General features: G+C 60.5%; 21 protein-coding genes and 3 pseudogenes. 8 read left to right on the top strand and 16 right to left on the bottom strand.

The genetic code is table 11. From position 1 onward, the window contains the following. Positions 1 to 64: 64 nt before the first annotated feature. Complete coding sequence (locus tag B0G81_RS28925) at positions 65 to 1,342, bottom strand: dihydroorotase (protein ID WP_134140061.1); 1,278 nt, start codon at positions 1,340 to 1,342, stop codon at positions 65 to 67. Beyond that, entirely contained in the window at positions 1,339 to 2,634 is a 1,296-nt protein-coding gene (locus tag B0G81_RS28920; protein WP_134140057.1) for an RNA-guided endonuclease TnpB family protein, read from the bottom strand. Before B0G81_RS28920 ends, B0G81_RS28925 begins: the two co-directional genes overlap by 4 nt. 110 nt (positions 2,635 to 2,744) lie before the next feature. Between B0G81_RS28920 and B0G81_RS28915 the strand changes: the two are divergent. Further along, a pseudogene (locus B0G81_RS28915) lies at positions 2,745 to 3,131 on the top strand (transposase); the annotation flags it as partial. Between the two features lie 101 nt (positions 3,132 to 3,232). Here B0G81_RS28915 and B0G81_RS28910 read toward each other — a convergent pair. From B0G81_RS28910 to B0G81_RS28885, 6 genes are all read right to left on the bottom strand, one after another. Further along, positions 3,233 to 4,258 (bottom strand): aspartate carbamoyltransferase catalytic subunit, encoded by a 1,026-nt coding sequence (locus tag B0G81_RS28910; protein ID WP_134140047.1) that lies wholly within the window; start codon positions 4,256 to 4,258, stop codon positions 3,233 to 3,235. A 194-nt stretch (positions 4,259 to 4,452) separates the two neighbouring features. Then, complete coding sequence (gene pyrR, locus B0G81_RS28905; RefSeq protein ID WP_134140042.1) at positions 4,453 to 5,004, bottom strand: bifunctional pyr operon transcriptional regulator/uracil phosphoribosyltransferase PyrR; 552 nt, start codon at positions 5,002 to 5,004, stop codon at positions 4,453 to 4,455. Further along, positions 4,991 to 5,431 (bottom strand): Holliday junction resolvase RuvX, encoded by a 441-nt coding sequence (gene ruvX, locus B0G81_RS28900; RefSeq protein WP_116119109.1) that lies wholly within the window; start codon positions 5,429 to 5,431, stop codon positions 4,991 to 4,993. The genes pyrR and ruvX overlap by 14 nt, the downstream gene beginning before the upstream one ends. Beyond that, the gene (locus tag B0G81_RS28895; protein WP_106286116.1) at positions 5,428 to 6,006 is read right to left on the bottom strand and encodes a YqgE/AlgH family protein; all 579 of its coding nucleotides are present in this window, start codon (positions 6,004 to 6,006) and stop codon (positions 5,428 to 5,430) included. Before B0G81_RS28895 ends, ruvX begins: the two co-directional genes overlap by 4 nt. A 261-nt stretch (positions 6,007 to 6,267) precedes the next feature. Continuing rightward, complete coding sequence (locus B0G81_RS28890) at positions 6,268 to 7,680, bottom strand: hypothetical protein (RefSeq protein WP_134140039.1); 1,413 nt, start codon at positions 7,678 to 7,680, stop codon at positions 6,268 to 6,270. A 266-nt stretch (positions 7,681 to 7,946) separates the two neighbouring features. Further along, positions 7,947 to 8,117 (bottom strand): rubredoxin, encoded by a 171-nt coding sequence (locus tag B0G81_RS28885; RefSeq protein WP_006047743.1) that lies wholly within the window; start codon positions 8,115 to 8,117, stop codon positions 7,947 to 7,949. Between the two features lie 290 nt (positions 8,118 to 8,407). On the opposite strand from B0G81_RS28885, the gene B0G81_RS28880 reads away from it, so the two are divergent. Beyond that, positions 8,408 to 9,268: a hydroxymethylpyrimidine/phosphomethylpyrimidine kinase gene (locus tag B0G81_RS28880; RefSeq protein ID WP_106286118.1), complete on the top strand. Its 861-nt coding sequence runs from the start codon at positions 8,408 to 8,410 to the stop codon at positions 9,266 to 9,268. 355 nt (positions 9,269 to 9,623) lie between these two features. Next, positions 9,624 to 10,235 carry an adenylyl-sulfate kinase gene (gene cysC, locus B0G81_RS28875; protein ID WP_116119779.1) on the top strand — a complete coding sequence of 204 codons (612 nt, stop codon included), beginning with the start codon at positions 9,624 to 9,626 and terminating at the stop codon, positions 10,233 to 10,235. A gap of 146 nt (positions 10,236 to 10,381) precedes the next feature. On the opposite strand, the gene groL is transcribed toward cysC, so the two are convergent. From groL to B0G81_RS43860, 3 genes are all read right to left on the bottom strand, one after another. Further along, positions 10,382 to 12,022, bottom strand: coding sequence for a chaperonin GroEL (gene groL / locus B0G81_RS28870; RefSeq protein WP_106286119.1), 1,641 nt, complete (start codon positions 12,020 to 12,022; stop codon positions 10,382 to 10,384). A gap of 55 nt (positions 12,023 to 12,077) precedes the next feature. After that, positions 12,078 to 12,368: a co-chaperone GroES gene (gene groES, locus B0G81_RS28865; protein WP_008923887.1), complete on the bottom strand. Its 291-nt coding sequence runs from the start codon at positions 12,366 to 12,368 to the stop codon at positions 12,078 to 12,080. Positions 12,369 to 12,860: 492 nt separating this feature from the next. After that, on the bottom strand, positions 12,861 to 13,142 hold the full coding sequence (locus B0G81_RS43860; protein WP_166679076.1) for a hypothetical protein: 282 nt from the start codon (positions 13,140 to 13,142) through the stop codon (positions 12,861 to 12,863). Positions 13,143 to 13,316: 174 nt separating this feature from the next. Between B0G81_RS43860 and B0G81_RS28860 the strand changes: the two genes are divergently transcribed. Beyond that, entirely contained in the window at positions 13,317 to 13,895 is a 579-nt protein-coding gene (locus tag B0G81_RS28860; RefSeq protein WP_134140037.1) for a GNAT family N-acetyltransferase, read from the top strand. 84 nt (positions 13,896 to 13,979) lie between these two features. Here B0G81_RS28860 and B0G81_RS28855 read toward each other — a convergent pair whose 3' ends face one another. Then, positions 13,980 to 14,489: a GNAT family N-acetyltransferase gene (locus tag B0G81_RS28855; RefSeq protein ID WP_134140034.1), complete on the bottom strand. Its 510-nt coding sequence runs from the start codon at positions 14,487 to 14,489 to the stop codon at positions 13,980 to 13,982. Positions 14,490 to 15,313: 824 nt separating this feature from the next. On the opposite strand from B0G81_RS28855, the gene B0G81_RS28850 reads away from it, so the two are divergent. After that, on the top strand, positions 15,314 to 17,056 hold the full coding sequence (locus B0G81_RS28850; protein WP_134143232.1) for a methyl-accepting chemotaxis protein: 1,743 nt from the start codon (positions 15,314 to 15,316) through the stop codon (positions 17,054 to 17,056). 132 nt (positions 17,057 to 17,188) lie between these two features. Next, a pseudogene (locus B0G81_RS44845) lies at positions 17,189 to 17,281 on the top strand (chemotaxis protein CheW); the annotation flags it as partial. Between the two features lie 63 nt (positions 17,282 to 17,344). Here the strand turns inward: B0G81_RS44845 and B0G81_RS28840 are convergent. The 3 genes and pseudogenes from B0G81_RS28840 to B0G81_RS28830 all read right to left on the bottom strand — a co-directional run bounded on the left by B0G81_RS28840 (position 17,345) and on the right by B0G81_RS28830 (position 21,206). Further along, a complete protein-coding gene (locus tag B0G81_RS28840) occupies positions 17,345 to 18,418 on the bottom strand; it encodes a porin (protein WP_134140031.1) in 1,074 nt (357 codons plus the stop codon). A 185-nt stretch (positions 18,419 to 18,603) separates the two neighbouring features. Beyond that, a pseudogene (locus B0G81_RS28835) lies at positions 18,604 to 20,045 on the bottom strand (MFS transporter). A 237-nt stretch (positions 20,046 to 20,282) separates the two neighbouring features. Beyond that, positions 20,283 to 21,206 (bottom strand): dihydrodipicolinate synthase family protein, encoded by a 924-nt coding sequence (locus tag B0G81_RS28830; protein ID WP_134143231.1) that lies wholly within the window; start codon positions 21,204 to 21,206, stop codon positions 20,283 to 20,285. A 187-nt stretch (positions 21,207 to 21,393) separates the two neighbouring features. Here B0G81_RS28830 and B0G81_RS28825 point away from each other — a divergent pair, with 187 nt between their 5' ends. Both B0G81_RS28825 and B0G81_RS28820 read left to right on the top strand, forming a co-directional pair. Beyond that, positions 21,394 to 22,338 (top strand): LysR family transcriptional regulator, encoded by a 945-nt coding sequence (locus B0G81_RS28825; protein ID WP_134140028.1) that lies wholly within the window; start codon positions 21,394 to 21,396, stop codon positions 22,336 to 22,338. A gap of 138 nt (positions 22,339 to 22,476) precedes the next feature. Continuing rightward, positions 22,477 to 22,734, top strand: a complete 258-nt coding sequence (locus B0G81_RS28820; RefSeq protein WP_134140025.1) for a DUF4148 domain-containing protein — start codon at positions 22,477 to 22,479, stop codon at positions 22,732 to 22,734. 212 nt (positions 22,735 to 22,946) lie between these two features. On the opposite strand, the gene B0G81_RS28815 is transcribed toward B0G81_RS28820, so the two are convergent. Further along, positions 22,947 to 23,903 (bottom strand): AraC family transcriptional regulator, encoded by a 957-nt coding sequence (locus B0G81_RS28815; protein ID WP_134140023.1) that lies wholly within the window; start codon positions 23,901 to 23,903, stop codon positions 22,947 to 22,949. Between the last annotated feature and the right edge of the window lie 83 nt (positions 23,904 to 23,986).

The raw sequence follows: 23,986 nt of genomic DNA, 5'->3' as shown, positions 1-23,986 counted from the left end.
TCCTGATTGGGCCAGTAAGGGTTGGCCTATGAGCGGGACGATGAGCGTGGCAACACCGCGGCGATCAACGCTGTTCGAATGCGACATGCCCGGACACGATGGTTGCACGCACGCGCGCCGGCAGTTCGTAACCGAGGAACGGTGTGTTATGCCCTTGGCTCTTCAGCGCACGCGGCTCGACGCGCCAATGCGCGTTGCGGTCGAACACGCAGAGATCGGCCACGCCGCCCGCGGCGATACGGCCGGCCGCGTCCAGTTTGAGCACGTTGGCCGGCGCCGTGGTGATGCGGTTCAGCGCCTTCGCAAGCGGCACGCGTGCTTCGTCGGCCCACTTCACCGTCAGCGACAGAAACAGCTCCAGCCCGGTCGCACCGGGGGTAGCCTCGGCGAACGGCAGCAGCTTTTCGTCGTCGTCGACCGGCGTGTGGTCCGAGCAGATCGCGTCGATCGTGCCGTCGACCAGACCCGCGCGGATCGCTTCGCGATCGCGCTGTTGACGCAGCGGCGGATCGAGCCGGAACTGCGCGTCGAAATAGCCGATGTCGAGGTCGATCAGATGCACGTGATTCACGGTGACGTCGCACGACACCGGCAGGCCTTCAGCCTTCGCCGCGCGCATCAGCGCAATGCCCGCCGCCGACGACACATGCGACAGATGCACCCGCGCGCCTGTCACACGCACCAGTTCGAAAATGGTATGCAACGCGATGGTCTCCGCCGACACCGGCACGCCCGAGAGCCCCAGCCGCGACGCCAGCGCGCCGCTCGCGGCCACGCCGCCTTTGCCGAGATAGGCGTCCACGGGACGCAGCCACACGGTATAGCCGTAGGTGTTCGCGTATTGCAGCGCGCGCATCAGCACCTGCGTATCGACCACCGGCACGTCGGCCTGCGAAAAGCCGATGCAGCCCGCTTCGGTCAACTCGACCATCTCCGTGATGACCTGCCCCTTGAGGCCGACCGTCAGCGCGCCGAGCGGATACACATGCGCCTGGTCCAGATTGCGTGCACGGAACTTGAGCATCTCGACGAGGCCCGGTTCATCGAGCGTCGGATCGGTGTCCGGCGGGCAGACGAGGCTCGTCACGCCGCCCGCGAGCGCGGCGGCCATTTCGGATTCGAGCGTCGCCTTGTGTTCGTAGCCCGGCTCGCGCAACCGCGCCGATAGGTCGACCAGACCGGGCGCGACGCAGAGACCTTGGGCGTCAATCGTCTTCTCCGGGTGGAAATCCGCGGGCGCGTTGCCGATGGCGGCGATCTTGCCCGCAGCGATAAAAATGTCCTGCTGCTGTTCGGTGCCCGCTACCGGATCGATCAGCGTGCCGCCTTGAATATGAATCATGAACTCTCCCTCTGATAAGCGTTTTGCGACACTGTATCAGGGGTTTCACGGGTCATAGACTTTGACTTGACGCGTTGCCGCGACAGAGGTTTGGGTCTCGCCGTCACGCCCGTCCCAGGCGTGTGCGCGTCGATCAGCACGACCGATGCCGCATTTTGATCGCGTGGTGCCGTGTGGCCGCAATGCGGACACTCATGCACACGTTGCGCGAGCGTTTTGGGCACGACCTCCCAGCATGCGGCGCAGCGCTGCGATGGTTTTAACTGGCGTGTGTTCGACACATGCAGTCGCGTACCAGCCTCTACCGCTTTGTACGCGAGCATGTTATGCGCCATGCTCAATCCGGCCGACAGAATCTCGCGATTGAGTCCGGCCTTTTGCCTGACCGTCCGGCCGGGTTTGGCCTGCGTGCTCCTTGCTGAACGGCTCATGTTCTGCGTGCGCAATTCTTCCGTGGCGAGCACTGCGCACGACGCGACCATGCGCGATGTCGTCGTGTGCAGGAACTCACGGCGCAGGTTGCCGATCCGCTCGTGAAGCATCGCCACTTGCCTGACAAGCCGCTTATAGCGGATAGATCCGCGCTTCTTCCTCGCCTGCTGTCGCTGCAGCTCCGCCATCCATGACAATTTGTTGCGGATGAATCGCGGATTGGCGATCGTCTCGCCGTTGTCGAACGTGGCCCAATCGTTGATGCCGAAGTCAACGCCGCGATGGTCTTCACCATTCCGCATGCGAGCGCAAGCCGACGCCGATACGCGCAGCGTGACGGACGCGAACCACTCGCCGTTCTTGCGCATGATCGTGAGATCGTTGGGCTTCGCGCCGTCGCCAAAGCGATGCCGGCCGCGTGCGCGGATCGACATCGCGTCCTTGCCGCTGCCTATTCGAATCGTTGCGCCGCGCGTGCCGGACTGCATGAGTTTCCAGCCGGCCGCGTCCGGATAGCAGAAGCCAGAAAACCGTTTGCTGGCTTTGAAGCGCGGAAAGCCCGGCGTCCGCCCAGCCTTGACGCGGCGAAAGAACGCCTGAAAGGCCAGGTCCAGTCTGCGCAGTGTCTGCTGAAGGGCGTGACTGCCTAATTCGACGAACTCTGGACGATCGGCTTTGATCGCCGGCAACACGTTTTGCTGCTCGTAATAGCTGATCGACTTGCCGGTCTTCCGATAGGCGTCGATTCGCTCCTCAAGCGCCGCGTTGTATAACTCACAGTGCAAGCGAATCCAGTCCGACAGGCGCTCGGCCTGCGTGGCGTTGGGATAAAGATTGAAGGTGACTTTGCGGCGTTCCATAGTGCCAAATCAGGACGAGTAAACGGTTAGGGCGCAGAGGTGGAAAACACTAACAGATCTAACTCCCATGCTGTTTACAACCTTAAACTACGCGCCGCTTTTGTGACGAATACAGGCGCAAAATGTTGTCGCCGGAACTGCTCGCGTATCTGGAAACGGCGTTCGGCAAAACCCTCGCCGAGTGGCTCTACAAACTCATCGATTCCGGCGGCGAACCGGACAACGTGCACTTACTGATCGATATCCATCCGGCGCTGGATATATCCGCGCTGATAAACAGCCTGAAGACGGCGAGCGCACGGCGCGCACGAAAAAGGATTGCCGACCACCTTGCGCCGTTCTACCAGAAACCATTGTTTTTTGGGGCCGCGCCCAATTTGTCGGCAGCGCTGGGGGGCACCACACTGGAAGCGGTGCGCGCTTACGTTGACGCGCAGGGCACTGCGGAGCACGCCCGGAAGTCAGCCGCAAAGGCAAAAAACAAACTTGCCCGCTAGACTCCCTCCTTTCGCTCGGCTTCGCCTACGGGTTTGCAAGCGAACCGGCTGCCCCAAGAGGGAATGCGCTTGCAATAGTTCATGCGCTACCCTGGTCGTGCTTAGTCGTTATTGCCGGCCACGATCCCCATCACCGCCATGCGCACCGCGATACCGAAAGTCACCTGATTCAGAATCACCGATTGCGGACCGTCGGCCACTTGCGAATCGATTTCGACGCCGCGATTCATCGGGCCGGGGTGCATCACGATCGCGTCGAGCGCGGCGAGCGCGAGACGCTCGGGCGTCAAGCCCCAGCTCTTGAAATACTCCTGCGCCGACGGCAGCAACGCGCCGCTCATCCGTTCGTTCTGCAGACGCAGCATGATGATCACGTCGACGTCTTTCAGGCCTTCGTCGAGGTTGTGAAACACGCGTACGCCCATCTGTTCCAGGCCGCCCGGCAACAGCGTGCGCGGACCGATCGCGCGCACTTCCGGCACGCCGAGCGTGGTCAGCGCGTGAATGTCCGAGCGCGCGACGCGCGAGTGCAGAATGTCGCCGACGATCGCCACGCGCAGCTTCGTGAAGTCCTTCTTGTAGTGGCGGATGGTGTACATGTCGAGCAGCCCCTGCGTGGGGTGCGCATGACGGCCGTCGCCGGCGTTGATCACGTGCACGTGCGGCGCGCAATGCTGGGCGATCAGATACGGCGCGCCGCTCGATGCATGGCGCACGACGAACATATCGGCATGCATCGCCGAGAGGTTGTTGATCGTGTCGAGCAGCGACTCGCCCTTGCTGGTCGACGACGCGTTGATATTCAGATTCAGCACGTCCGCCGACAGACGCGTCGCGGCGATCTCGAAGGTGGTGCGGGTGCGCGTCGAGTTCTCGAAGAACAGGTTGAACACCGACTTGCCGCGCAACAGCGGCACCTTCTTCACTTCGCGATCGGTCACGCTGACGAACTGGTCGGCGGTGTCGAGAATGTGATTGACGATCGCCTTCGGCAAGCCCTCGATCGACAACAGATGTTTGAGCTCGCCGTTCTTCGTGAGCTGCGGGTTGCCCTTGAGGAAGCCGTAACGGAAGCGCTCGGTGGCGCTATCGGCGGAATCCTTGGGAGCCTGGGTGGCGATGGTCATGATGTACCTGCTTCAAATACAGACTTCGACGTGATCGGTGTCGATGCGGACTGCGTGTGACGATCCCGGGCCGGCTTTCGCGCGTTTAGCTGCGGCGAACGGCTCGATAAATCTCTCTTGCGCGGCGCGCGATGGCTCGATGCCATGCGCCGATTGCGCCGGAACCGCTGCGCGCCTCGCACATCGCGCCCCGTTCAATCGACGCGTGCTTCAGTGTGAAAAGTGAAACGCTGCGCGGATGCGCCGCCTGCTTCGTCGCGTTCCGTGCGGGCCAGCACCAGCGTGGCGTCGGCGGGAATGTCCACCACGCCGCCGACAAAGCGTGCCGCAACCGGCAATTCACGTCCACCGCGATCGGCCAGGACCGCCAGTTCAACTGATGCCGGGCGGCCGTAGTCGTACAGCTCGTTGAGCGCCGCGCGAATCGTGCGGCCGGTGTAGAGAACGTCGTCGACCAGCACGATACGGCGGCCGTCGACCGAAAACGGCAGCGAGGTCGGGCTTGCCTGCGAGTGCAGCCCTTTTTTCGCGTAATCGTCGCGATGCAGCGCGACGTTCACCACGCCGAAACTCGGCAGGTTCAGGTCGCGCGCCAGCCGTTCGGCAAGCCACGCGCCGCCGCTGTAGATGCCGGCCAGCACGGCGCCCTCGGCGGCGTCTTTTCCGGCGCCGAGCTGGTCGCCATACACCGCGCGAATCTGCTCGAGCAACGCGCGATAAAGCGCTTCGGCGTCAATGGAACTCATGATCGTCGGAAAGTCCGTCTAGATATTGCTGGAGGATGATGCTGGCGGCTTCGGCGTCGAGCATGTCGGCGCGGCCGTTGCCGGCGCGGATTTCCGCCTTCGCCTCGACCGACGAATAGCGTTCGTCGATCCACGTGACGGGCAGATTGAAGCGGCCATTCAGCTGATTGCCGAAGCGTTTCGCGAGTTGCGTCATTTCGTGCGGCGTGCCGTCCGGATGCAATGGCAAACCGACCACGAGCGCGTTCGGTTTCCATTCGGCGATCAGCTTGCCGACTGCCTCGAACCGATATTCGCGGCTGCGGTTCTGCACGATCACGAGCGGCCGTGCGCGACGCGTCAGCGAATTGCCGACCGCCACGCCGATGCGTTTTTCACCGTAGTCGAACGCAAGCAGCGTCGCCTCACGTCCGGCCGGCAGACTCATGCGTGACCCGCCTCGCCAGACAGCATCGACAGGTTGATGCCGAGAAGAGCCAACGCGGCTTCGAGACGTTCTTCGGCAGGTACGTCGAAGATGATTTTCGGGTCGGCTTCGACCGTCAGCCAACCGTTCTTCGAAATCTCTTCTTCGAGCTGACCCGCGCCCCAGCCGGCATGGCCGAGCGTGAGGAGGAAACGCTCGGGACCCGTACCGCTCGCCACGGCTTCGAGCACGTCTTTCGACGTGGTCATCTCGAGACCGCCCGGCACCGACATGGACGACGTGTACGCGTTGCCGTCTTTCGGATCGTGCAGCACAAAGCCGCGCTCCGTTTGCACCGGGCCGCCGAAATAAACGGGCACATGGAGAAGGGGTTCGATCTCGAGCTTGAGATCGATGCGACTGAAGAGCGCTTGCAGGTCGATATCGGTCGGCCGGTTGATCACGAGGCCGAGCGCACCGCGCTCGCTGTGATCGCAAAGGTAGACCACCGTTCCCGAAAACGTCGGATCCGCCATGTTCGGCATGGCGATCAGGAACTGGTTGGTCAGATTGATGCGATCGGTACTCTTGGACATAGTTCGGATTTTAGCAAAGACGATGCAGGATGGCGGGGCTTTGAGCGTGGGACCGCGATGTGTGCCATGAAGCGTGCCGCGAGCCATCGACGGCGAATCAAGTTGCACTCTATCACGCACGCGGGCGCTCGCCACCGTGCAGGTTCCCGCTGTGTCGCGGCACGCGTGTTGCGTGGCGTGCGGCCGCGTCGCTTCACCGCGACCCGTGACGACCCGGCGACAGACGGACCGGCGCGCCCCACGACCCGGCGCGCCGATGACTCACGCGCCACCCTGCTCGATCGAGCGCGTCAAGGCGGCCAGCGCGGTGCCGGCGCCGGGCGGCGCGACGCCCGCGGCGACCTTGTGCAGCGTGGCGCGCAAGGCTTCGGCGGCCTGCTCGAGCGTGCTCGCCGCCGGGGCGCCGACGATCACGTGCGCGCGCACCGCGGGCGTCGATACGCCGGCATGCGCGCGACGGCGCCACGCGAGCCCCAGCGCATCGGCCAGCAGCGCCACGTGGCCGAGGCCCAGCGCACACGCGGCGGAGCCGAGCCGGTAGGCGGCGTCGCCCGCCTGCAGCGCTTCGCTCGGATCGGCTTTCTCCGGCTGGTCCGCTGCACGGGCATGCTCGGTCAACGCGGAGATCGATGCGTCCGCCGTTTGCAGAAAATCTTCGTAGGCGTTCACATTCACGGCCAGCACGCCCAATTCGCGCGTCAATGCGCTACGGCTGGCGCTGATCGCCTGGGCCTGCACGGCGCCCGCTTCCCAAAGCATTTCGGACGCCTGGGTGCCCGCGACGTGCCAGTCGACCGTCAAGCCGTAGTCGTGCAGCACTTCCACCTGGTCGGCGTCTTCCGCGGCGGCGCCGAACAGCGCGTAGTCGCGCCACAGCAGCGCAAGCGTTGCGCGCACGAGTGAGCGCGGCGCAAGCTCGATGCCGCGCGCGTGATCGGCGAGCGCGAGGTTGCAACGGGCGTAAAAACGCCGCGCGTCGGTCTCGCCCGTGGCGCGGCCGCTGACTCGCAACGCCTTGGCGCAAGCCTTGGCGAGTCGCCAGAAATCGTAGGGGTCCGGGCCGGCGAGTTCGCCGAAGACAGCGTCCAGTTCGTCGAGCGCCGCGTTGGTGACGGCCAGCGCCGCCGCACTGCCGGTGTTGGCCTGCGAGCGCAGCACCGGCAGCAGCGCGCGTTCGTAGCGCGCGCGCAGATACGCCAGTTGATCGGCGGGCTGCGTGTGCAGCGAGACCGGCGGCACCGGCCGCGCGGTCAACGCGAGATCTTCGAAGGCGATGGTGGAACCCGGTGTGTGCTCCGACAGATGCGTGCCGAGCGCCCGGTAATGATCGAACAGGACCGGCGAGCAGGACAGCTCGCGCAAGTTGTGACGCTCGAGCGCGGCGCGGAAGCCGCGCAACGCCGCGCCGAACACGGGGCGCGCGCTCAACGCGTCGACCGGGTCGCCCTCGACCAGCGGCGAAACCCGCACCAATGCGTCAGCGAAACGCTGAGCGCTCAGCCAGCCGGCCCCGCGCAATGCATGCGACGCACGCAGCAGCGCCGACGTGCTCTCGCTGTGCTGTTCGAACGCCAGCAGCGCCTCGGCCAGCGCAAGCTCGGCGGGGCGCACGGCGCCGCCGCGCGGATTCGGCAAGGCATCAAAGGAAACGGGTGCAGCGGATTGAGGAGTCATGGGCAGGCGACACGAAGCTGACGGGCCGTCGCCTCGCCGCACGCAGACTGATCGGCTAACGCGCGAACCGGCGACAGGACAATGACAGACTAACGTTGCGACACGGCGCGGCCGAGGACGTTCCGCGTCGACGCGTTGGGGCAAACTTCAGAACCTACCGTGTGCGTTCGATCCGGCGCGGCGCGCCGGCCGCGAAACATCATGCCAGCGCCGCGCCGCAGGCATGCGGCACAGCCCGCAGCCGGCGTGCCGACTGCTCCCGGACTTCAGATCTGGACCATCTCGAAGTCTTCCTTACGCGCGCCGCACTCCGGGCAGGTCCAGTTAATGGGGACGTCTTCCCAGCGCGTGCCCGGCGCAATGCCTTCGTCCGGCAAACCGGCTTCTTCGTCGTAAATCCAGCCGCAAATCAGGCACATCCAGCTTTGATATTCCATTCTTGTGTCGCGTCGTAGAGTCCGGGGAAACGGGAGCCATGATGGTACCGTGTTGCCGCCCCAATGCCTAGCAATCAGACACGCGTAATCGTAGGGTGCGACGGCCTTTGGCTATGCAGTTGCGTCGCCCCGCGCAGCGGTTGCGACGTCGTGCCGCGCGCCGGCCTCACGCTTGCCGGCTGCGGCGCATCGCGAGATGCGAAAAAACGCCCTCGGGACGGTTTAGGCCGCATAATTGAGTCGATTGCGCACTCTCTGCGCCTAAATTTAGCTCCTTTCCGCACATCTTCATGCCCAGCGACACGCCTCCGATCGTCCTCACCTTCGGCCTTTCCGATCCCACCGGCGGCTCTGGCCTGCAAGCCGACCTGATGACTCTTGCCAGCATGGGTTGCCATGGCGTCTCTGTGCTCACGGGCTACACCGTGCGCGACTCGGCGAGCTGCGACGAAGTCACCGGGCTTGACCCCGAAGTGGTCGCGACCCAGGCGCGGATGCTGCTCGAAGACATGCCGATCGCCGCGTTCAAGGTCGGCGCCTGCACTCGCGCGGAAGTGGTGAGCGCGATTGCCGAAGTCGTCGCCGATTACGACGACATTCCACTGATTCTCGCCCCCGATTTCACGCTCGACGACGAGCACGTGCTGTCCGCCGACGAACTGCGCGAAGCGATCGCCGACCTGCTCGCGCCGCAAACCACGTTGCTGGTCGCCGATTCGGCAACACTGCTCGCGCTTGCCCAACCGGACGGCGACGCCGAAGCGCCCAGCCTCGACGCCGCCATCTCGCATCTGCTGTCGCAAGGCTGCGAATACATTCTGTCGACGGAAACCGGCACGCACCGGCACGTCAATACGCTTTTCAGCGAAGACGGCCAGTTGCGTCAGGACATGTGGGACCGTGGCAGCCATCGGATCATGGGCTTGACGGATACGTTGGGCGCGGCGATCGCCGCGTTGCTCGCCAACGGCCAGGATCCCGCCGAGGCGGTGCGCGAGGCGCAGGAGTATTTGTACCAGGCTGTGCGCAACGCGTTCCGGCCGGGCATGGGCGCGTATATGCCGGACCGGTTCTTCTGGGCGCGCAGTGCCGACGACGAAACGCCGCCGGCAGCCGGCAAGGACGCGGCGCCGGGTGAAGCGCGGCACTGAATTTCCTCCGAGGAGGCGTCTGTACAACTGCCAAGCGGCTAGCAGGCAGTCTGCGAAAAAACCCGCATTTCTGCGGTTTTTCCTTTCGAAACTCTGAGTTGCGGCCGCGCACCGTTTTTGGCGTCAACGCATGCTTGAACGTGTAATTAAAGGTTACAACGCGAGAGCCATCGGTGGGCTAGACTTACGTTTCGTAATTTTGTCATAATAGCGCGTGCCTGCCCCGTTCAAGTTCTATTGCCCGTGGATGCTTCGGAAGCCCTGCCCGCCATGAGCGTATATGTACTAGACCGCCGGCGAAAAGCAGCAATCACGCCACAGCGCGCACAATACGGCTGAAATGGGGGAAACCACTATGGGATCGTCGCGCGTTTTGCTGCACCAATTTCACGGCGAAGTGACCGTTCGCGACAGAGCGCAAATATTCCGCCAAGAGCCGCTCACAATCTGGCTCACCGGTTTATCGGCAGCGGGAAAGTCAACCATCGCATTCCAACTCGAGCGACAACTCTTATCTTTGGGCCATGCGTGCTATGTGCTTGATGGCGACAATATTCGTCACGGCTTGGCGTGCGACCTAACTTTCGACAAAAGAGATCGACGCGAAAATATTCGCCGAGTGGCGCACGTAGCCCAATTAATGAACGACGCAGGTCTCATCGTCATCACAGCTCTTATCTCACCTATGTGCGAGGACAGAGCAATGGCGCGCGGCATTATTGGCACCGGCAAATTCATCGAAACCTATCTCTCCGCCTCTGTCGAAGCATGCGCGCGCCGTGACCCGAAAGGTCTCTATGCCAAAGCCCAAGCTGGAGAAATCGCTTCGTTTACCGGGGTATCGGCGCCCTATGAAGCCCCAGCGGATCCTGAGCTGAAAATAGATACCGCGATTCAGACACCGGCGGAGAGCGTCGCGAATATATTGGCCTATTTGCGTGAGAATGGTTTGGCGAATCCTGTTTAAGGAACGTATGCAAGATCGCCTCACCCCATAACTTCTTAAACTAAAAAAACCCGCATTTCTGCGGGTTTTTTCGTTTGGGAAGCACGCTTGGCGGCGCACTTCCCCATGTGCTTCCAACTGAGCCTCCAGACGAGGCCCAATCGAAATTACATGTCCATGCCCATGCCGCCCATGCCGCCGGGCATACCACCGCCCATCGGAGCATCTTCCTTCGGCAGTTCGCAAACAGCTGCGTCGGTCGTCAACAGCAGGCCAGCGACCGAAGCTGCGTTTTGCAGCGCCGTGCGCGTCACCTTCGTCGGGTCGACAACACCAGCGTCGACCAGGTCGACGTACTCGCCGGTTGCTGCGTTGTAGCCATAGTTGCCTTGGCCAGCAGCAACAGCTGCCACCACGACGCTGGCTTCTTCGCCACCGTTCGTGACGATCTGGCGCAGCGGCTCTTCCATCGCGCGCAGCACGATCTTGATACCTGCGTCCTGATCGGCGTTAGCGCCCTTCAGGCCGGCGATTGCCGTACGTGCACGGATCAGCGCGACGCCGCCGCCAGCCACGATGCCTTCTTCCACAGCTGCGCGCGTTGCGTGCAGTGCGTCTTCGACACGTGCCTTCTTTTCCTTCATTTCGACTTCGGTCGCAGCGCCGACCTTGATCACCGCAACACCGCCTGCCAGCTTGGCAACGCGCTCCTGCAGCTTTTCACGGTCGTAGTCCGACGTTGCTTCTTCGATTTGCGTGCGAACCTGCTTCACACGTGCTTCGATGGTGGCTGCTTCGCCAGCGCCGTCGATGATCGTGGTGTTTTCCTTGCCCACTTCGATACGCTTCGCTTGACCCAGTTCAGCCAGCGTTGCCTTTTCGAGCGTCAGGCCGGTTTCTTCAGCGATGACTTGACCGCCCGTCAGGATCGCGATGTCTTCCAGCATGGCCTTACGACGATCGCCGAAGCCCGGAGCCTTGACAGCAACAGTCTTCAGGATGCCGCGGATGTTGTTCACCACCAGCGTAGCCAGCGCTTCGCCTTCGACGTCTTCCGCGATGATCAGCAGCGGACGGCCAGCCTTGGCGACCTGTTCCAGTACCGGCAGCAGATCACGGATGTTCGACACCTTCTTGTCGTGCAGCAGCACGAACGGGTTTTCGAGCACGGCGACTTGCTTGTCCGGGTTGTTGATGAAGTACGGCGACAGGTAGCCGCGGTCGAATTGCATACCTTCGACCACGTCCAGCTCGTCTTGCAGCGACTTGCCGTCTTCAACCGTGATGACGCCCTCCTTGCCGACCTTGTCCATCGCTTCAGCGATACGATCGCCGATCGACGAGTCGCTGTTTGCCGAAATCGCGCCGACTTGTGCGATTTCCTTGTTGGTCGTGCACGGCTTGCTGATCTTGCGCAGTTCTTCGATTGCGGCCGTCACAGCCTTGTCGATACCGCGCTTCAGGTCCATCGGGTTCATGCCCGATGCAACATACTTCATGCCTTCGCGGACGATCGACTGAGCCAGGACCGTTGCGGTCGTGGTGCCGTCACCTGCGTTGTCGCTGGTCTTGGAAGCCACTTCCTTGACCATTTGCGCGCCCATGTTCTGGAGCTTGTCTTTCAATTCGATCTCTTTCGCGACCGACACACCGTCCTTCGTGACCGTCGGGCCGCCGAAGCTGCGTTCCAGGACAACGTTGCGACCCTTCGGGCCCAGCGTGACCTTCACAGCGTTCGCGAGGATATTCACGCCTTCAACCATCTTGGCACGGGCGGAATCACCGAATACGACGTCTTTAGCTGCCATCTTCTAACTCCTTGAATTCTTTAAGATACGACCGGGAAAAGCAGCGACTTGTCGCTTACTTCTGCACCACGGCCATGATGTCTTCTTCGCGCATCACGAGCAGTTCGTTGCCGTCGACCTTAACGGTCTGGCCTGCGTACTTGCCGAACAGAACGCGGTCACCCACCTTCACGTCGAGCGCGATTGCCGCGCCCTTGTCGTCACGCTTACCCGGGCCGACTGCCAGAATTTCGCCTTGATCCGGCTTTTCTGCTGCGGCTTCGGGGATCACGATGCCCGACGCGGTCTTGGTTTCTTGATCCAGACGTTTGACGATCACGCGATCATGCAAAGGACGAAGGTTCATACATACTCCTCTCTTGATTGAGACTGAAGAACGCTGAGAAAACCCGGCTGGCGGAGCCAACCGGCGATGTTGTTAGCACTCTCGTGCAGCGAGTGCTAATTATATGGACGGGTGGTGACAAATTCAAGAAGGGATGGTGCGGTTATCAAGATTCGTGTGGAGATTCGCTTAACTTTGAACTTTGTTCGCCGAAGTTTGAACTCACGACTTGTGTCCGAACACCGCTAGGGCTCGCACTTCCCATAAAAAACAACGAGTTAGAACCGGAGCCGCCGTATGCACGGGTTGTGCACGCTGCTACGAAACCTAGCCGTTTCTGACGAAGCCGCCTCGCAAAACCTAGTGCTCAATATTCGCTCAAGGGTAAACCCCCAGAAAAGATCGTACTCTTCGGCCATGTTCTGGGAATTCGAAAAACATCATGCAGCCCGCGACGCCACCCTGTCGCTCTCGTCGTGCAGCCGCGCTGGATTCAGATGCTCGATCAATTCATCACCTGGCCATGCGATAACGACGGCGTAAAGGAGTCGCTGTACAAGCCCGCTTCACCACCTCTTCCATAGCGGCTTCAAACGATTCACCAGCATCACGCTTCCCCGTTGAGCTGGGCAAACTCACTATTGCCGCAAATTCGGACAGGTGGAACAGGTTGTGGCCGCGCCTTTCATTCATGTGCGTCACCAGTTCGTCATCGCTCGATGGCAAAATTTTCGAGGCCGGAAATTGAGAGGTCGGTCGAGTAGTAAAACGCGTGGCCGTTCTGGAGACCGTCAATGATTGATCCCTTGAGGAGTCAATCCATGAGTCGGCTTCGTATATCGCGGCCGTTGACAGACAGCGCTCTTGGCTTTTCCCAGAGCGGACATTGAATCACGTGTCGCCAGTCGAATTGTTGACGAAGAATTTCTGACTAAACATACTCTCCCGCGTTTTCAACGGAGAGCCCCAGTGACGAGTGTTCACATCGACGTACTACCGCGGGAAATTTCAACGGCACGCCTGAAACTCGTGCCGGCATGCGAGCAGTTCACGCATGAGTTGCGGGAATACTCCATTGAAAATCGCGCTCACCTACAGCCTTGGGAACCGCTTCGAGACGAAAGCTTCTTCGACACTGATTCGGTTTGCCTACGGCTGTCGACAGTGGCGCATAACAACAGCTCGGGAGTCGCGGTGCATCTCCTTCTCATTTCGTTGGGAACCGGCGAAATAGTCGGTGATTGCAACTTCACGAACATCGTGCGCGGGCCCTTTCAGGCATGTCATCTTGGATTTTCGCTTGCAGAGCGGTTTGAAGGACAAGGCCTCATGCGCGAAGCATTGACGTCTGCCATTACTTATATCTTTGACGAAATTGGGTTGCACAGAATAATGGCGAATTTCAGGCCCGAAAATTTTCGTAGCGAACAACTATTAAAACGGCTAGGGTTCGAGCGTGAAGGCTTGGCTCGGTCCTATCTAAGGATCAACGGGGTATGGGCAGACCACGTGCTCACATCGCTAATCAACCAAATTCCAGAACGTTAAACCAGTCTTGCAGCCTTCGCTCCGACCTTTCGACTTCCGCAGGCTTAAAGCACCCGGTGCCGTTAGGGGTCGCCGGTCGCAGGCTCATGCGTTCGGAACATCCACCAAGGTCCGAATCCGCTTTCCCATCTCGAACGCGCGAATCTCGTAGCCAAGTTCCTGATACAGATTGACCGCCTGTTCGTTAAATTCCCAAACGGCTAGTCTGATGTCCGTGGCACCTTGGTTCCGTGCCCACTCTTCCGCGAGTTTGATAAGAGAGCTGCCGACCCCGCGTCCTCTGATTTGTTCTGAGACTGCGACGGAGCCGATGCGACCAGCGACGATCGGCTGCAATAACGGGCTTATCGGCTTCACCACCTGAATCGTAATGAAGCCGACGGCTTTGCTGCCAAGCTCAGCAAGGAACGTTGCTCGATCTTCTCCTTGCAGGCTGGAGAGCCAGTGCGGTTTGTCCCGGCCGAATTCTGTGGTGGCATCTGCGTAGATGTCGGGGCGTGCCAAGTGGTGGCCCGCATTCAAGATTTGACCCAATTCGCAGATTGTCAAAACATCTTCGATGGTCGCGCGTCGATAGCTTATCGGGAGGGTCATCGTCAGCTCTTAGGAGAGAAATAAAAAAGGCGCCTTAGGCGCCTTGGTCGTTGCACATGGAGTTTGACCGACGAGGTCGAATTCGATGCTGAGGACGTAACGAACCGCGGCGCAAAAGTTTGCGACCGTGACAATGACGAGACCGAATCGATACGTTACGGAGTTCCATTTGGCCGATATTGGCACATTAAATTTAATTTGTGAACTGACCGATGTGGTTCGGCGGCCGGGCTGACTTCCAGGGGGAGGCGAAACGAGCACCGCCCGCTATTGCGAATTGTCGATGATCGACACACGGTAGCCGACCGACGTTTCCTGGCCGAACTCTCCCCGATCCCGACGCGTGCGAGAACTTTCAAACTGCATATCGCGCGGAGCACCGCAACCAACCCAATCCGGTCAGTCGAGTCACGAAAGGAACGGCAGTTAGGAGGCTCGAAAGAGACGCCCGACGCTTCCCATTTCCTCGATCGCGTCCATTCAAAGCCGTCGATAGTTCATTTCGTTGGTACAGCTTATGAACGGATGGCGGCCTGCAGTCACTCAGATTAATCATCAGACAAAAATCCACCCGCTTACTGTCGCCTGTGAGCCTAACAAGATGCTTCCTTCATTTAAAAAAACAATAGCGCGAGAACGTTTGCGAGTCGCTACCTGGGGAACCTCGCCCTTCAGGATCTTTGCCTTATAGCCGTAGTACCTGATGCGGGCGACTGATTCATCCGTTGAACAAGAACACCCCGCACTCCAGCATCTTCCAGGGCGTTAGCGAGGCAGCGATCCGCCATCGTCCTTATTTACTACGCTTTCAGTGGAATCGAAACATGAACTTTAATCAGCTGTCAGTGAAAGCCAGACTCACGTGGGCGTTCGGCGTACTAGCCGCGCTGGTTCTTGTGGTCTCAGGCATTTCGTTAAAGGCATTGAGCGATTCCAATGACCAGTTCTCAGGTTACGTCTCAGGCGTCAACGCCCGCGGAGACATGGTCGTGGGCGTTCGGACCGCGGTTGATCAACGCGCTATCGCCGCTCGCAATCTGGTGCTGGTGACGAAGCCGGAGGATCTGGCGATTGAAAAAGCTGCGGTGACGCAGGCCCACGAAACCGTCGCCAGCCGCCTTCGAAAGCTAAACGAGATGGTCGCCAATGCGAGCGACGTGACCCCTCAGGCGCGCGAGCTCGTGGCCGAGATCAATCGTGTCGAATCGCTTTACGGACCGGTTGCGTCGGCTATCGTAGACCTTGCTTTGAACGGCAAGCATGACGCAGCCATCACGAAGATGAATGACGAATGCCGGCCCCTGCTCGCTGCATTGGTCAAGGCGACGCAGGCTTACGCGGACTACGCCAAAAGCGTTGAGTCGCAGTTGGTACAGGAAGCGGCCGAGCACTACGCCAGCCAACGGAATGTGCTGATCGCCATTTGCCTGGCGGCCGCTTTGTCCGCGGCGCTGGCTGGTGTGCTGATTACCCGCAGTTTGACGCGTGCTCTCGGCGCGGAGCCGGCCGTACTGGGCGAAGTCACCCAGCGCGTGGCTGGTGGGGATCTGAGCCCCGTGCCGGGGGCGAACAATGCGCCTGCCGGGAGCGTGCTGGCCTCGATGGGCGAGATGCAGGCAAGCCTCGTGCGCCTGATCGGTCAGGTTCGCGCCTCTGCGGACAGCATTGGCACCGGTTCGAGCCAGATCGCGTCTGGCAACGTCGATCTTTCTTCCCGCACGGAACAGCAAGCGGCTTCACTGCAGGAAACCGCTGCGAGCATGGAAGAGCTGACATCAACCGTGAAGCAGAATGCCGAAAACGCCCAGCAGGCGAGTTCACTCTCGGCCAATGCGTCCGAAGTGGCGGGACGGGGGAATGAGGTTGTCAGTCAGGTGGTCGATACGATGGGCGAGATCAGCACGAGTTCCACCAAGATCGCGGATATCACAGGAATCATTGAAGGGATTGCTTTCCAGACCAACATCCTCGCGCTGAATGCGGCGGTGGAAGCAGCCCGTGCGGGCGAGCAGGGACGCGGGTTCGCGGTGGTCGCAAGCGAAGTGCGCAGCCTCGCCCAGCGCTCGTCCAGCGCGGCAAAGGAAATCAAGGATCTGATCAACGCCTCTGTGCAGAAGATCCAGAATGGCTCGTCGCTTGCGAATGAGGCGGGGAAGACGATGTCCGAGGTCACGCAGGCCGTGGCGCGTGTGACCGACATCATGGGCGAAATCGCCGCTGCGTCGACCGAACAGAGCCGGGGCATTGAGCAGGTCAGCCAGGCGATCACGCAGATGGACGAGGTCACGCAGCAGAACGCCGCGCTGGTGGAGGAAGCGGCAGCCGCATCGAAATCACTCGAGGATCAGGGGCGGCAGTTGAACCAGGCGATTGCGTTCTTCCGTCTGGATTCCCAGGCCGCTGCGCGTGCAACGGGCGGATCCGCCAACCCGTCAACCGTCCCGGCAACCCGCGCAGCGCGGCCGGCGACGAGGAAGGCTGCAACGCCCGTCCGGCCAGTCGCAGTGCCTCGCCTGGCAGGTGCCAGCGCAACGGCTGTCAACAGCGAAGGCTGGGACTCGTTCTGAGTTGCTTGAACGACACAATCGACGGAGCCCGCCATAGAAACAATGGAAAGGGCTCACGCCGCTATTCCCGCGAGATTCACCGCCGCGCATGCGGCCGCGGCGAATCCCGATCAGGCGGAGGCGGCATCGCACCTGGCCGGAGGATTCCTGATTTTCCGCGTGGGCGCGGAAGAGTACGGCGTAGACATTCTGCAGGTCCAGGAGATCCGCTCGTATGATGCGCCTAACCCCTCTTCACCGCCGAGCTTTTTCGGCGACGGGAAGCGACCACAAAGAAGCGAACGCTTTCTAGAACGTGTGTCGAATGCCGACGGCAAATGTGTTGCCGATGGGATGGTCGCTCAGCTTGTCAATGGAGTAAATCGCGTAAATGTCCGTCCGCTTGGACAACAGATGATCGTAACCGAGAGCGGCAGTGTTTCGAAGGGTGTTGGTCGTATGCGTGGGCCCTGACCGTTGTGTGCGTGCCCACTCCGCAAGCAGGAAGTCAGCGGGCGAGAACGGGATCGACAAACCGGCTTCGTAAGTGTGGCTGCCTGTAGGCGTACTCACGTCACTCGTCATCGCCCACGCTCCGTACAGCGTCACGACTTTGAAATCGTACGCCGCGCCCGCGAGATAGGCATACTGCGCTCCCACCGGCCCTGCCGCGGTGTACCGCACGCGCTGGCCGGACAGCACTGCCGTGAGACCGTGACCTTGATAATTCAAGTGAACGCCGAGGTTACCAATGCCGGGCGAACCCGCGACGCCACCCAGGCCGTAGATTACCGTTGCACCGAAACCTTTAAAGTCCGGGGTCGTGTACTTGGCCGTGTTATTCCACACCGTATCTCCGATGATCGTGCCGCTATAATTGGCCACGAATGTCTGGACAACGAGCGGAGAAAAGACGACAGATGATCCGAATGGATTGACGAGGGACTCTGCCGTATAGGTCGGGTTTCTGTGCCGTCCCAACGTTAATTGGCCGAAGTCGCCTTTAAATCCCACGTACGCATTGCGTGACCAGAACGGGTCCGTCGCATTGCGACCCTGCGCGCCGTTTTGAGGCTGGAAGAAGCTCTCGAGGGCGAAGATGGCACTGACGCCGCCGCCAAGGTCTTCGTTGCCGCGGATTCCCCAGAAGGAAGTGGTGAGTCCGCCGCTCCCCATCAGTACCGCAGATTGCGGCGTGTCGCTGCGTTTGACACTCCCGACATAGGTGCCGATGAGGCCATAAAGTTGGACCTGCGAGCCGCTATCTGCGCGGGCGCAGACAGAAGTCAATGCTAAAACTGAGCAGAAAAGCGCTGTAAGTCCAAGCGTACCAACAATTCTCCGCGCGGGAGAGCTGGCCATTGCCCGTTGTGCCTTTTTCATTTCGGTTGTCTCCATTCATATTTTTTCGAATGATTTTTTCGTGCGTCAGCACTGAGTACTACTGATGGGCCGGCCTGGAGCGCTGGCGCGTGTCGCAATCATGTCGGCAAAGCTAACGGTATTACGCGCCAGCCGGCTCCTTCCCTGGAGTCATATCCGGAGAAGGAGTCACAGCGATCCAGAGGCTACGGGGAGATCTCTTCGAGAGCGCGATTGGTCGTCTCCACCATTCGCGCGGCGACGAAAAGCCCACTGCACTGACCACGGCAAACATGACGAATACCGCAGCGATACCTTTCCCTGTCAATACGACACCGACGATCGCAGGCGCTGCAGCAGAGGCCGCTCGCAACCAGGAAGTCGCGAGACCAGTGCCGATGGCGCGCATCCGGGTCGGATAGATTTCAGGGGTGTAAAGGTACAGAAGGACAGTCGTGGTTGCTATCACGGCGTAGGCCGACGATCCCAGGAGCATCACTGACCATGCGCTGCCAGCTCCATGAATGCCCAGAGCGGCGAGCAGTATTGCGCTGATGATGAAACAAGCCATTGCCCAGCGGCGGCGCCCTACACGGTCTATCAGTAACGCGCAGGCAAGCACCCCGCACGTGCTAAGTACATTCGAGATTGACGCCATGTGAAGCGACTCTTGCAGCGGCAGATGGTAGACCGTCCTGTAGAGGCTGGGCAGCCAGTTGTTAATGCCATTTTCCACAAAATAAGAGCTCGCCCAGAGCAACCACACGACAACGGTGCGTCCTCTGTAGAACGGGGAGAAGAGTTCTTTCCAGGTTCCTTTCTTCTTCGACTGGAGTCCGTTCAGAAGGGTCACAACGCGCTCGTCGACTTCGGCCCTCTGCGTTTGTGTGTCGAGGCTGCGCTTCGTCGTGCTTGCCTCCAGACGCTCGATGATTCGTTCCGCCTTATCGAAACGCCCCCTTGCAATGAGCCAGCGCGGCGATTCCGGAAGGCGGGCGATCAGGATCGCTACGGCGATGCCCGGAATCCCGCCGATGAGGAACATATACTCCCAGCCGAAGCGGGGGACGATGAACGCACCGAGTTGCGCGGCCGCAAGAAGACCCAGCGGAAAAATGAGTTCGTACAGGATGAAGAAGCGCCCTCGGCCATGGGCTTGAGAAAGTTCGTTAATGTAAGTGGCGGCCACGGGCACTTCTCCGCCCACTCCAATACCTTGCAGGAAGCGCATCAAAAATAGCATAGGCAAGTTGCCGGTGAAGGCGCATACGATGCTCATTGCGGACATGGCACCGACCGCTATCGTGGCGCTCGGCACCCGGCCAAGGCGCTCGGCAAGCCAACCGAACACCAACGCACCTACGACCTGGCCGAGATAGCCGGCGGCAATCAGCGCGCCAATCTGGCCGGGAGAAAGATGCCAGAGGCCGACGAGCACCGGAAGCACAAAAGCAAGCGACAAGGCGTCAAACGCGTCAAAGAGGGTCGCGCTGCCCATGACGATGCGTGCCTTGGTGTGCCACCGGCAGAACGGTACGTTCTCGATGCGGAACAGCAGGTTCGCCGCACGCAGCTGCTCGCTGACCGCGCGTGTTTCGCTCTGTGGTTGACCAATGCCCACACCGTAGGCGGTCGAATGGGTGTTCATGCTGTCTCCTGTAAAGCTGCATTTTATGGACCCTCGGTCTTGTTCTTGTTTTGAAGCACCGATCGCGTTTCTCTCTTATTGTGTCGCGACGTCGGAGCTTTTTTGGTCGTTTCCCGATCCTGTTATGGGCGACTCGCGGAACGAGGTTTCGCGCGTCGCCGTTATTTGCTAACGCTGACAGCGAAGCGGTACATCGCTTCGCTATCGTCATAGGGCTATTGGTGCACAGTTCCCTCGTCAGTCGACGAGGCCCGCCGAACGGAGCGCGTCAGTGATCTCAACGTCCGCGCCTTCCGCGAGCGGCAGCAACGGCGAGCGCACCGTGGCGTGCTCGAGGATGCCTCGGGCAACGAGACCGTGCTTGAGTGCAACGGTGCCTTCCATGTGCGAGCCACGGTGGTACACGCTGCGAGTCACGGGCAGAAGGCGATCATGGATCGCGCGAGCTGCCTGGTAGTCTTTCGCCTTGCCCGCTTTGATCAGTTCGATGAGCGGCTCGGGAGCCAGGCCGCCGTAGCCGACGAGTGCACCGTCAACGTCGAACATCGTATGGAGCAGATATTCGTCGTGGCAGGTCAGGACTTGCAGTTCCGGGCGCTCGCGGCGAATGATGGGAATCTCCACGTCCCAGCGGCGCATGTTGCGCACGCCGTTCTTCATCGCGAATACGCCAGGCTGCGCGGCGATTTCCAGTTGTGTTTCGAGGTTGTAGGTCGCCTTGGTGGCATCCTGGTACTGGAACAGGATGAGCGGCAGGCCGCTGCCTTCGTAGATGGCGCGGTAGCGGTCTTGCGGTGCGCCCTTCTGATAACCGAAGCGCAGCCAGCCGTGCGACGGGTACACCAGACCGGCCGACGCGCCGGCTTCCACGGCACGCTTCGCTTCTTCAACGGCCACTTCGGTGCCTTCCAGCGTGATGCCGGCGATGACCGGGATCTTGCCGTCAACGGACTTCACGAAGCTTTGAATAACTTCGGCCTGTTCTTTCTGTGTGAGGAACGTACCTTCGCCAGCGTGGCCAAGAACCGTCAGACCTTTAACTCCCTCGATGCCGCCGAGCCAGGAACCCAGCCGTTGAATTGCTGCGTGGTCCACCGCTCCGTCGCGGGTGAAGGGTGTAACGGGTGCCGGGACCAAACCGCGCAGATCGATCGCTTTCATGACGTCTCCATCCAAATTGAGCTTTTTCGGCTCCTCTTTCCGCAGAGGAGAGCCCGCTGCTCGTTTCGCTTCAAGCCGGAACAACGGTGCATGCGTTGCAGTGTAGGGATGGACGGCTCATGCGAGAACTGTCTAACCGCACATTTCAGCTATACTGATTTGACATATCTCATCGAGGGGCCTAGCGGTGGACTACGCTGCCTGGAAGCTGTTTATCGACGCCGCGGAACTCGGGAGCCTGAGCAAGGCCGCGGTTGCCTATGGGACAAGTCAGCCGCATATCAGCCGCCAGATTGTTGAGCTTGAGCAGTACTGCGGCGGCCGTTTGTTTCAGCGAACCGGAAGAGGCGTGGTATTGACCGAGTTGGGAGCGCGTATCGCCCCGCGCGTGAGGGTATGGCTGGCCAGTACGGAACAGTTGTCAAACGACATCCGCAGTACGGCGGGAGAGCCGATCGGCGTAGTCAGGATTGGGATTCTGCCCTCGACCGCGCATCCGCTTGTCAGCACCCTTTACCATCGCCTTCGAGAACGTTATCCCCTGGTGCAACTACAGGTTCGCGAAGGTCAAGGTGCGTTGCTGGAAACGTGGTTGGAAAACGGCAGCGTCGACATCGCAATCCTCTTTCGAAACAGTCCGACGCCGAAAAACGGTGACGAGTATCTGGTTGAGGCCGCAACTTACCTGGTCGGCGCAGAGGGCGATCCTCTGTTAAAGCAGCCTACGATTGCTTTTTCAAAGCTCGATGGGATTCCGCTAGTCTCTTTCTGCCGCCCCAACAGCTGGCGCGACCGACTCGAGCAAATTGCCGGTGAACACCGGATCTCCCTGAACTTTGCGGCGGAAGCGGACTCTTTGAGTCTGCAGGCGCATATCGTTGCCGATGGCGGCGTCTATGCGTTGCTCGGACCTTACGCGATTGCCAACCTTGAAAAGGAGTGCCGGCTGCAGGCGTCGATGGTGGTCGAGCCTACAGTGTCTCGCTTCATTGCGCTTGCCATGTCGCCCCACGGCGAACTGACACTTGCTTGCCGCACGGTCATGCAACTCACCAAGGAAATAGCGCGTTCGCGGAACCTTTCATCCGACCTCCAGCGGGGCGTGTCCGCAGCGTTTTTACGCTCCATTTGAAGGGCTGAAAATCCGACGCGCAGAAATTGCGTTTCGCAATTCACTTTTGTTTTTTTGAGGGTAACTAACTATATTTCGGCAGCTATACTTCTTCGGGTTCTTGCCGCAACGGCCGAACACTGCCCCCATAGGTGTGTGATGAAAAAGATTGTCCTTGCGACCGCGTTCGCGTTGCTCGCCTCTTCGCCAATAGCTTCGTTTGCCCAAACCGACGCTCCGGTAACCCGAGCACAAGTACGCGCGGAACTTGCTGACCTCGAACGCGCTGGGTACAACCCTATCCCTGACGATGTGGATTACCCGACCAGGCTGAACAACGTTGAAGCTCGATTGCAAGCTGACCGGATGGCATCGCAACGCCAGGCTGCGAATCAGTCGGCCACGCAGCAACGGTAAACCTTTTACGCTTTTACGGCCCAAGCGGGCACCCATCGTTGCGCTCGGCTGCCTTGTGGGCCGCGGTCGGTTTGCAAAATGGCGGCCTGTCGAGGACTGCACGGCGCGCGCATCACTATCTCCTACCGTCTTCGAGCCTACCGCCGCGACCCAATGGAATACCGCAGCGTCGTTCTCTAGCGAATATTTCAGCGCCCAGCCGCTCGCCGGCGTTACGCAACGGATTTCGCTAGTCGCGGGTTCCGTTGCAACGAAGGCGAGCGTTCGTTGATCCGCGGACCGGTCTCTGTTTCGGCGATATCGCGAGCCGCGAACTGCCTGCGGTAAGCAGCGGGTGTGAGTTCTTTCAACGCCTTGAACTGTCGGTTGAAGTTGGCGACGTTCGGAAATCCAGACCGGGCTGCAACGACGGAAACAGGCGTGGAGGTATGCGCGAGCATCCGGCACGCGTGTCCAATTCTGACCCGCGCGATATATCGGCCGACGCTCTCTCCAATGTGCTGCTCGAAGTAGCGCGCCAGAGAACGCTCCGACACGTTCGCAGCCTCGCAAAGTTCGGATAAACGCAGCGGCTCGGCGAAGCGCGAATCGATCATCGAAAGCACGCGATTGATACGCTCGGGTTCGTGGCCTGAAGGGCCCTCAGTCCGGTTGCTAAATGCCGCGGGCGAAGCGAGCGGCTCACCGGGTGCTTCCGCTAGCGCGCACAAAACGTTCAGCACGATCGCAAGGCGTTGTCGCGGCGCGCTGGACAGCAGATTGTCGAGCTGGCCGTGCATGGCGACGCCGACCTCCGGACCGAATGCCAGCCCGCATGCCGCCCGCCGTAGCAGGTTACGCAAAGGCGCATATTCCGGACAGACATCCGCCAGCCGCCGCGCCCAGTCGCCGCCGAACCAGATCACGATCGCAACCTGAGGGGACGCGGCGTCAATCGAGCGGTTCGACGCCCACGTATGAGGAAGATTCGGCGGCACGAGAACCAGGTCTTCCTCTACATAGTCTGCAATCGAATCCCCGATATAACGCTTGCCCTGACTGTTCAACGTCAAGGTCAGTTCGTACTCGGGATGATGGTGCCATTCGAACGGAATGCGCGGCAGACGCCGATGGTAAACCCGGACCGAGCAGTCGTCGCCAAATTCGACATGTTCGTACGCTGGTTTCATGGCAGAAGGCGCAAAGAAATTGTCTGAATGGTATCACTTTTGTGGATGCGGTCGGCCTATCCTGCGGACATAGCAGAACCCAC

Origin of the sequence: Paraburkholderia sp. BL6665CI2N2 (assembly GCF_004366535.1) — a bacterium.
In the GTDB taxonomy this organism is placed as follows: Bacteria; Pseudomonadota; Gammaproteobacteria; order Burkholderiales; family Burkholderiaceae; genus Paraburkholderia.
Note: the sequence above shows the minus strand (reverse complement) of the source record. Positions and strands in the feature narration are given on the sequence as shown.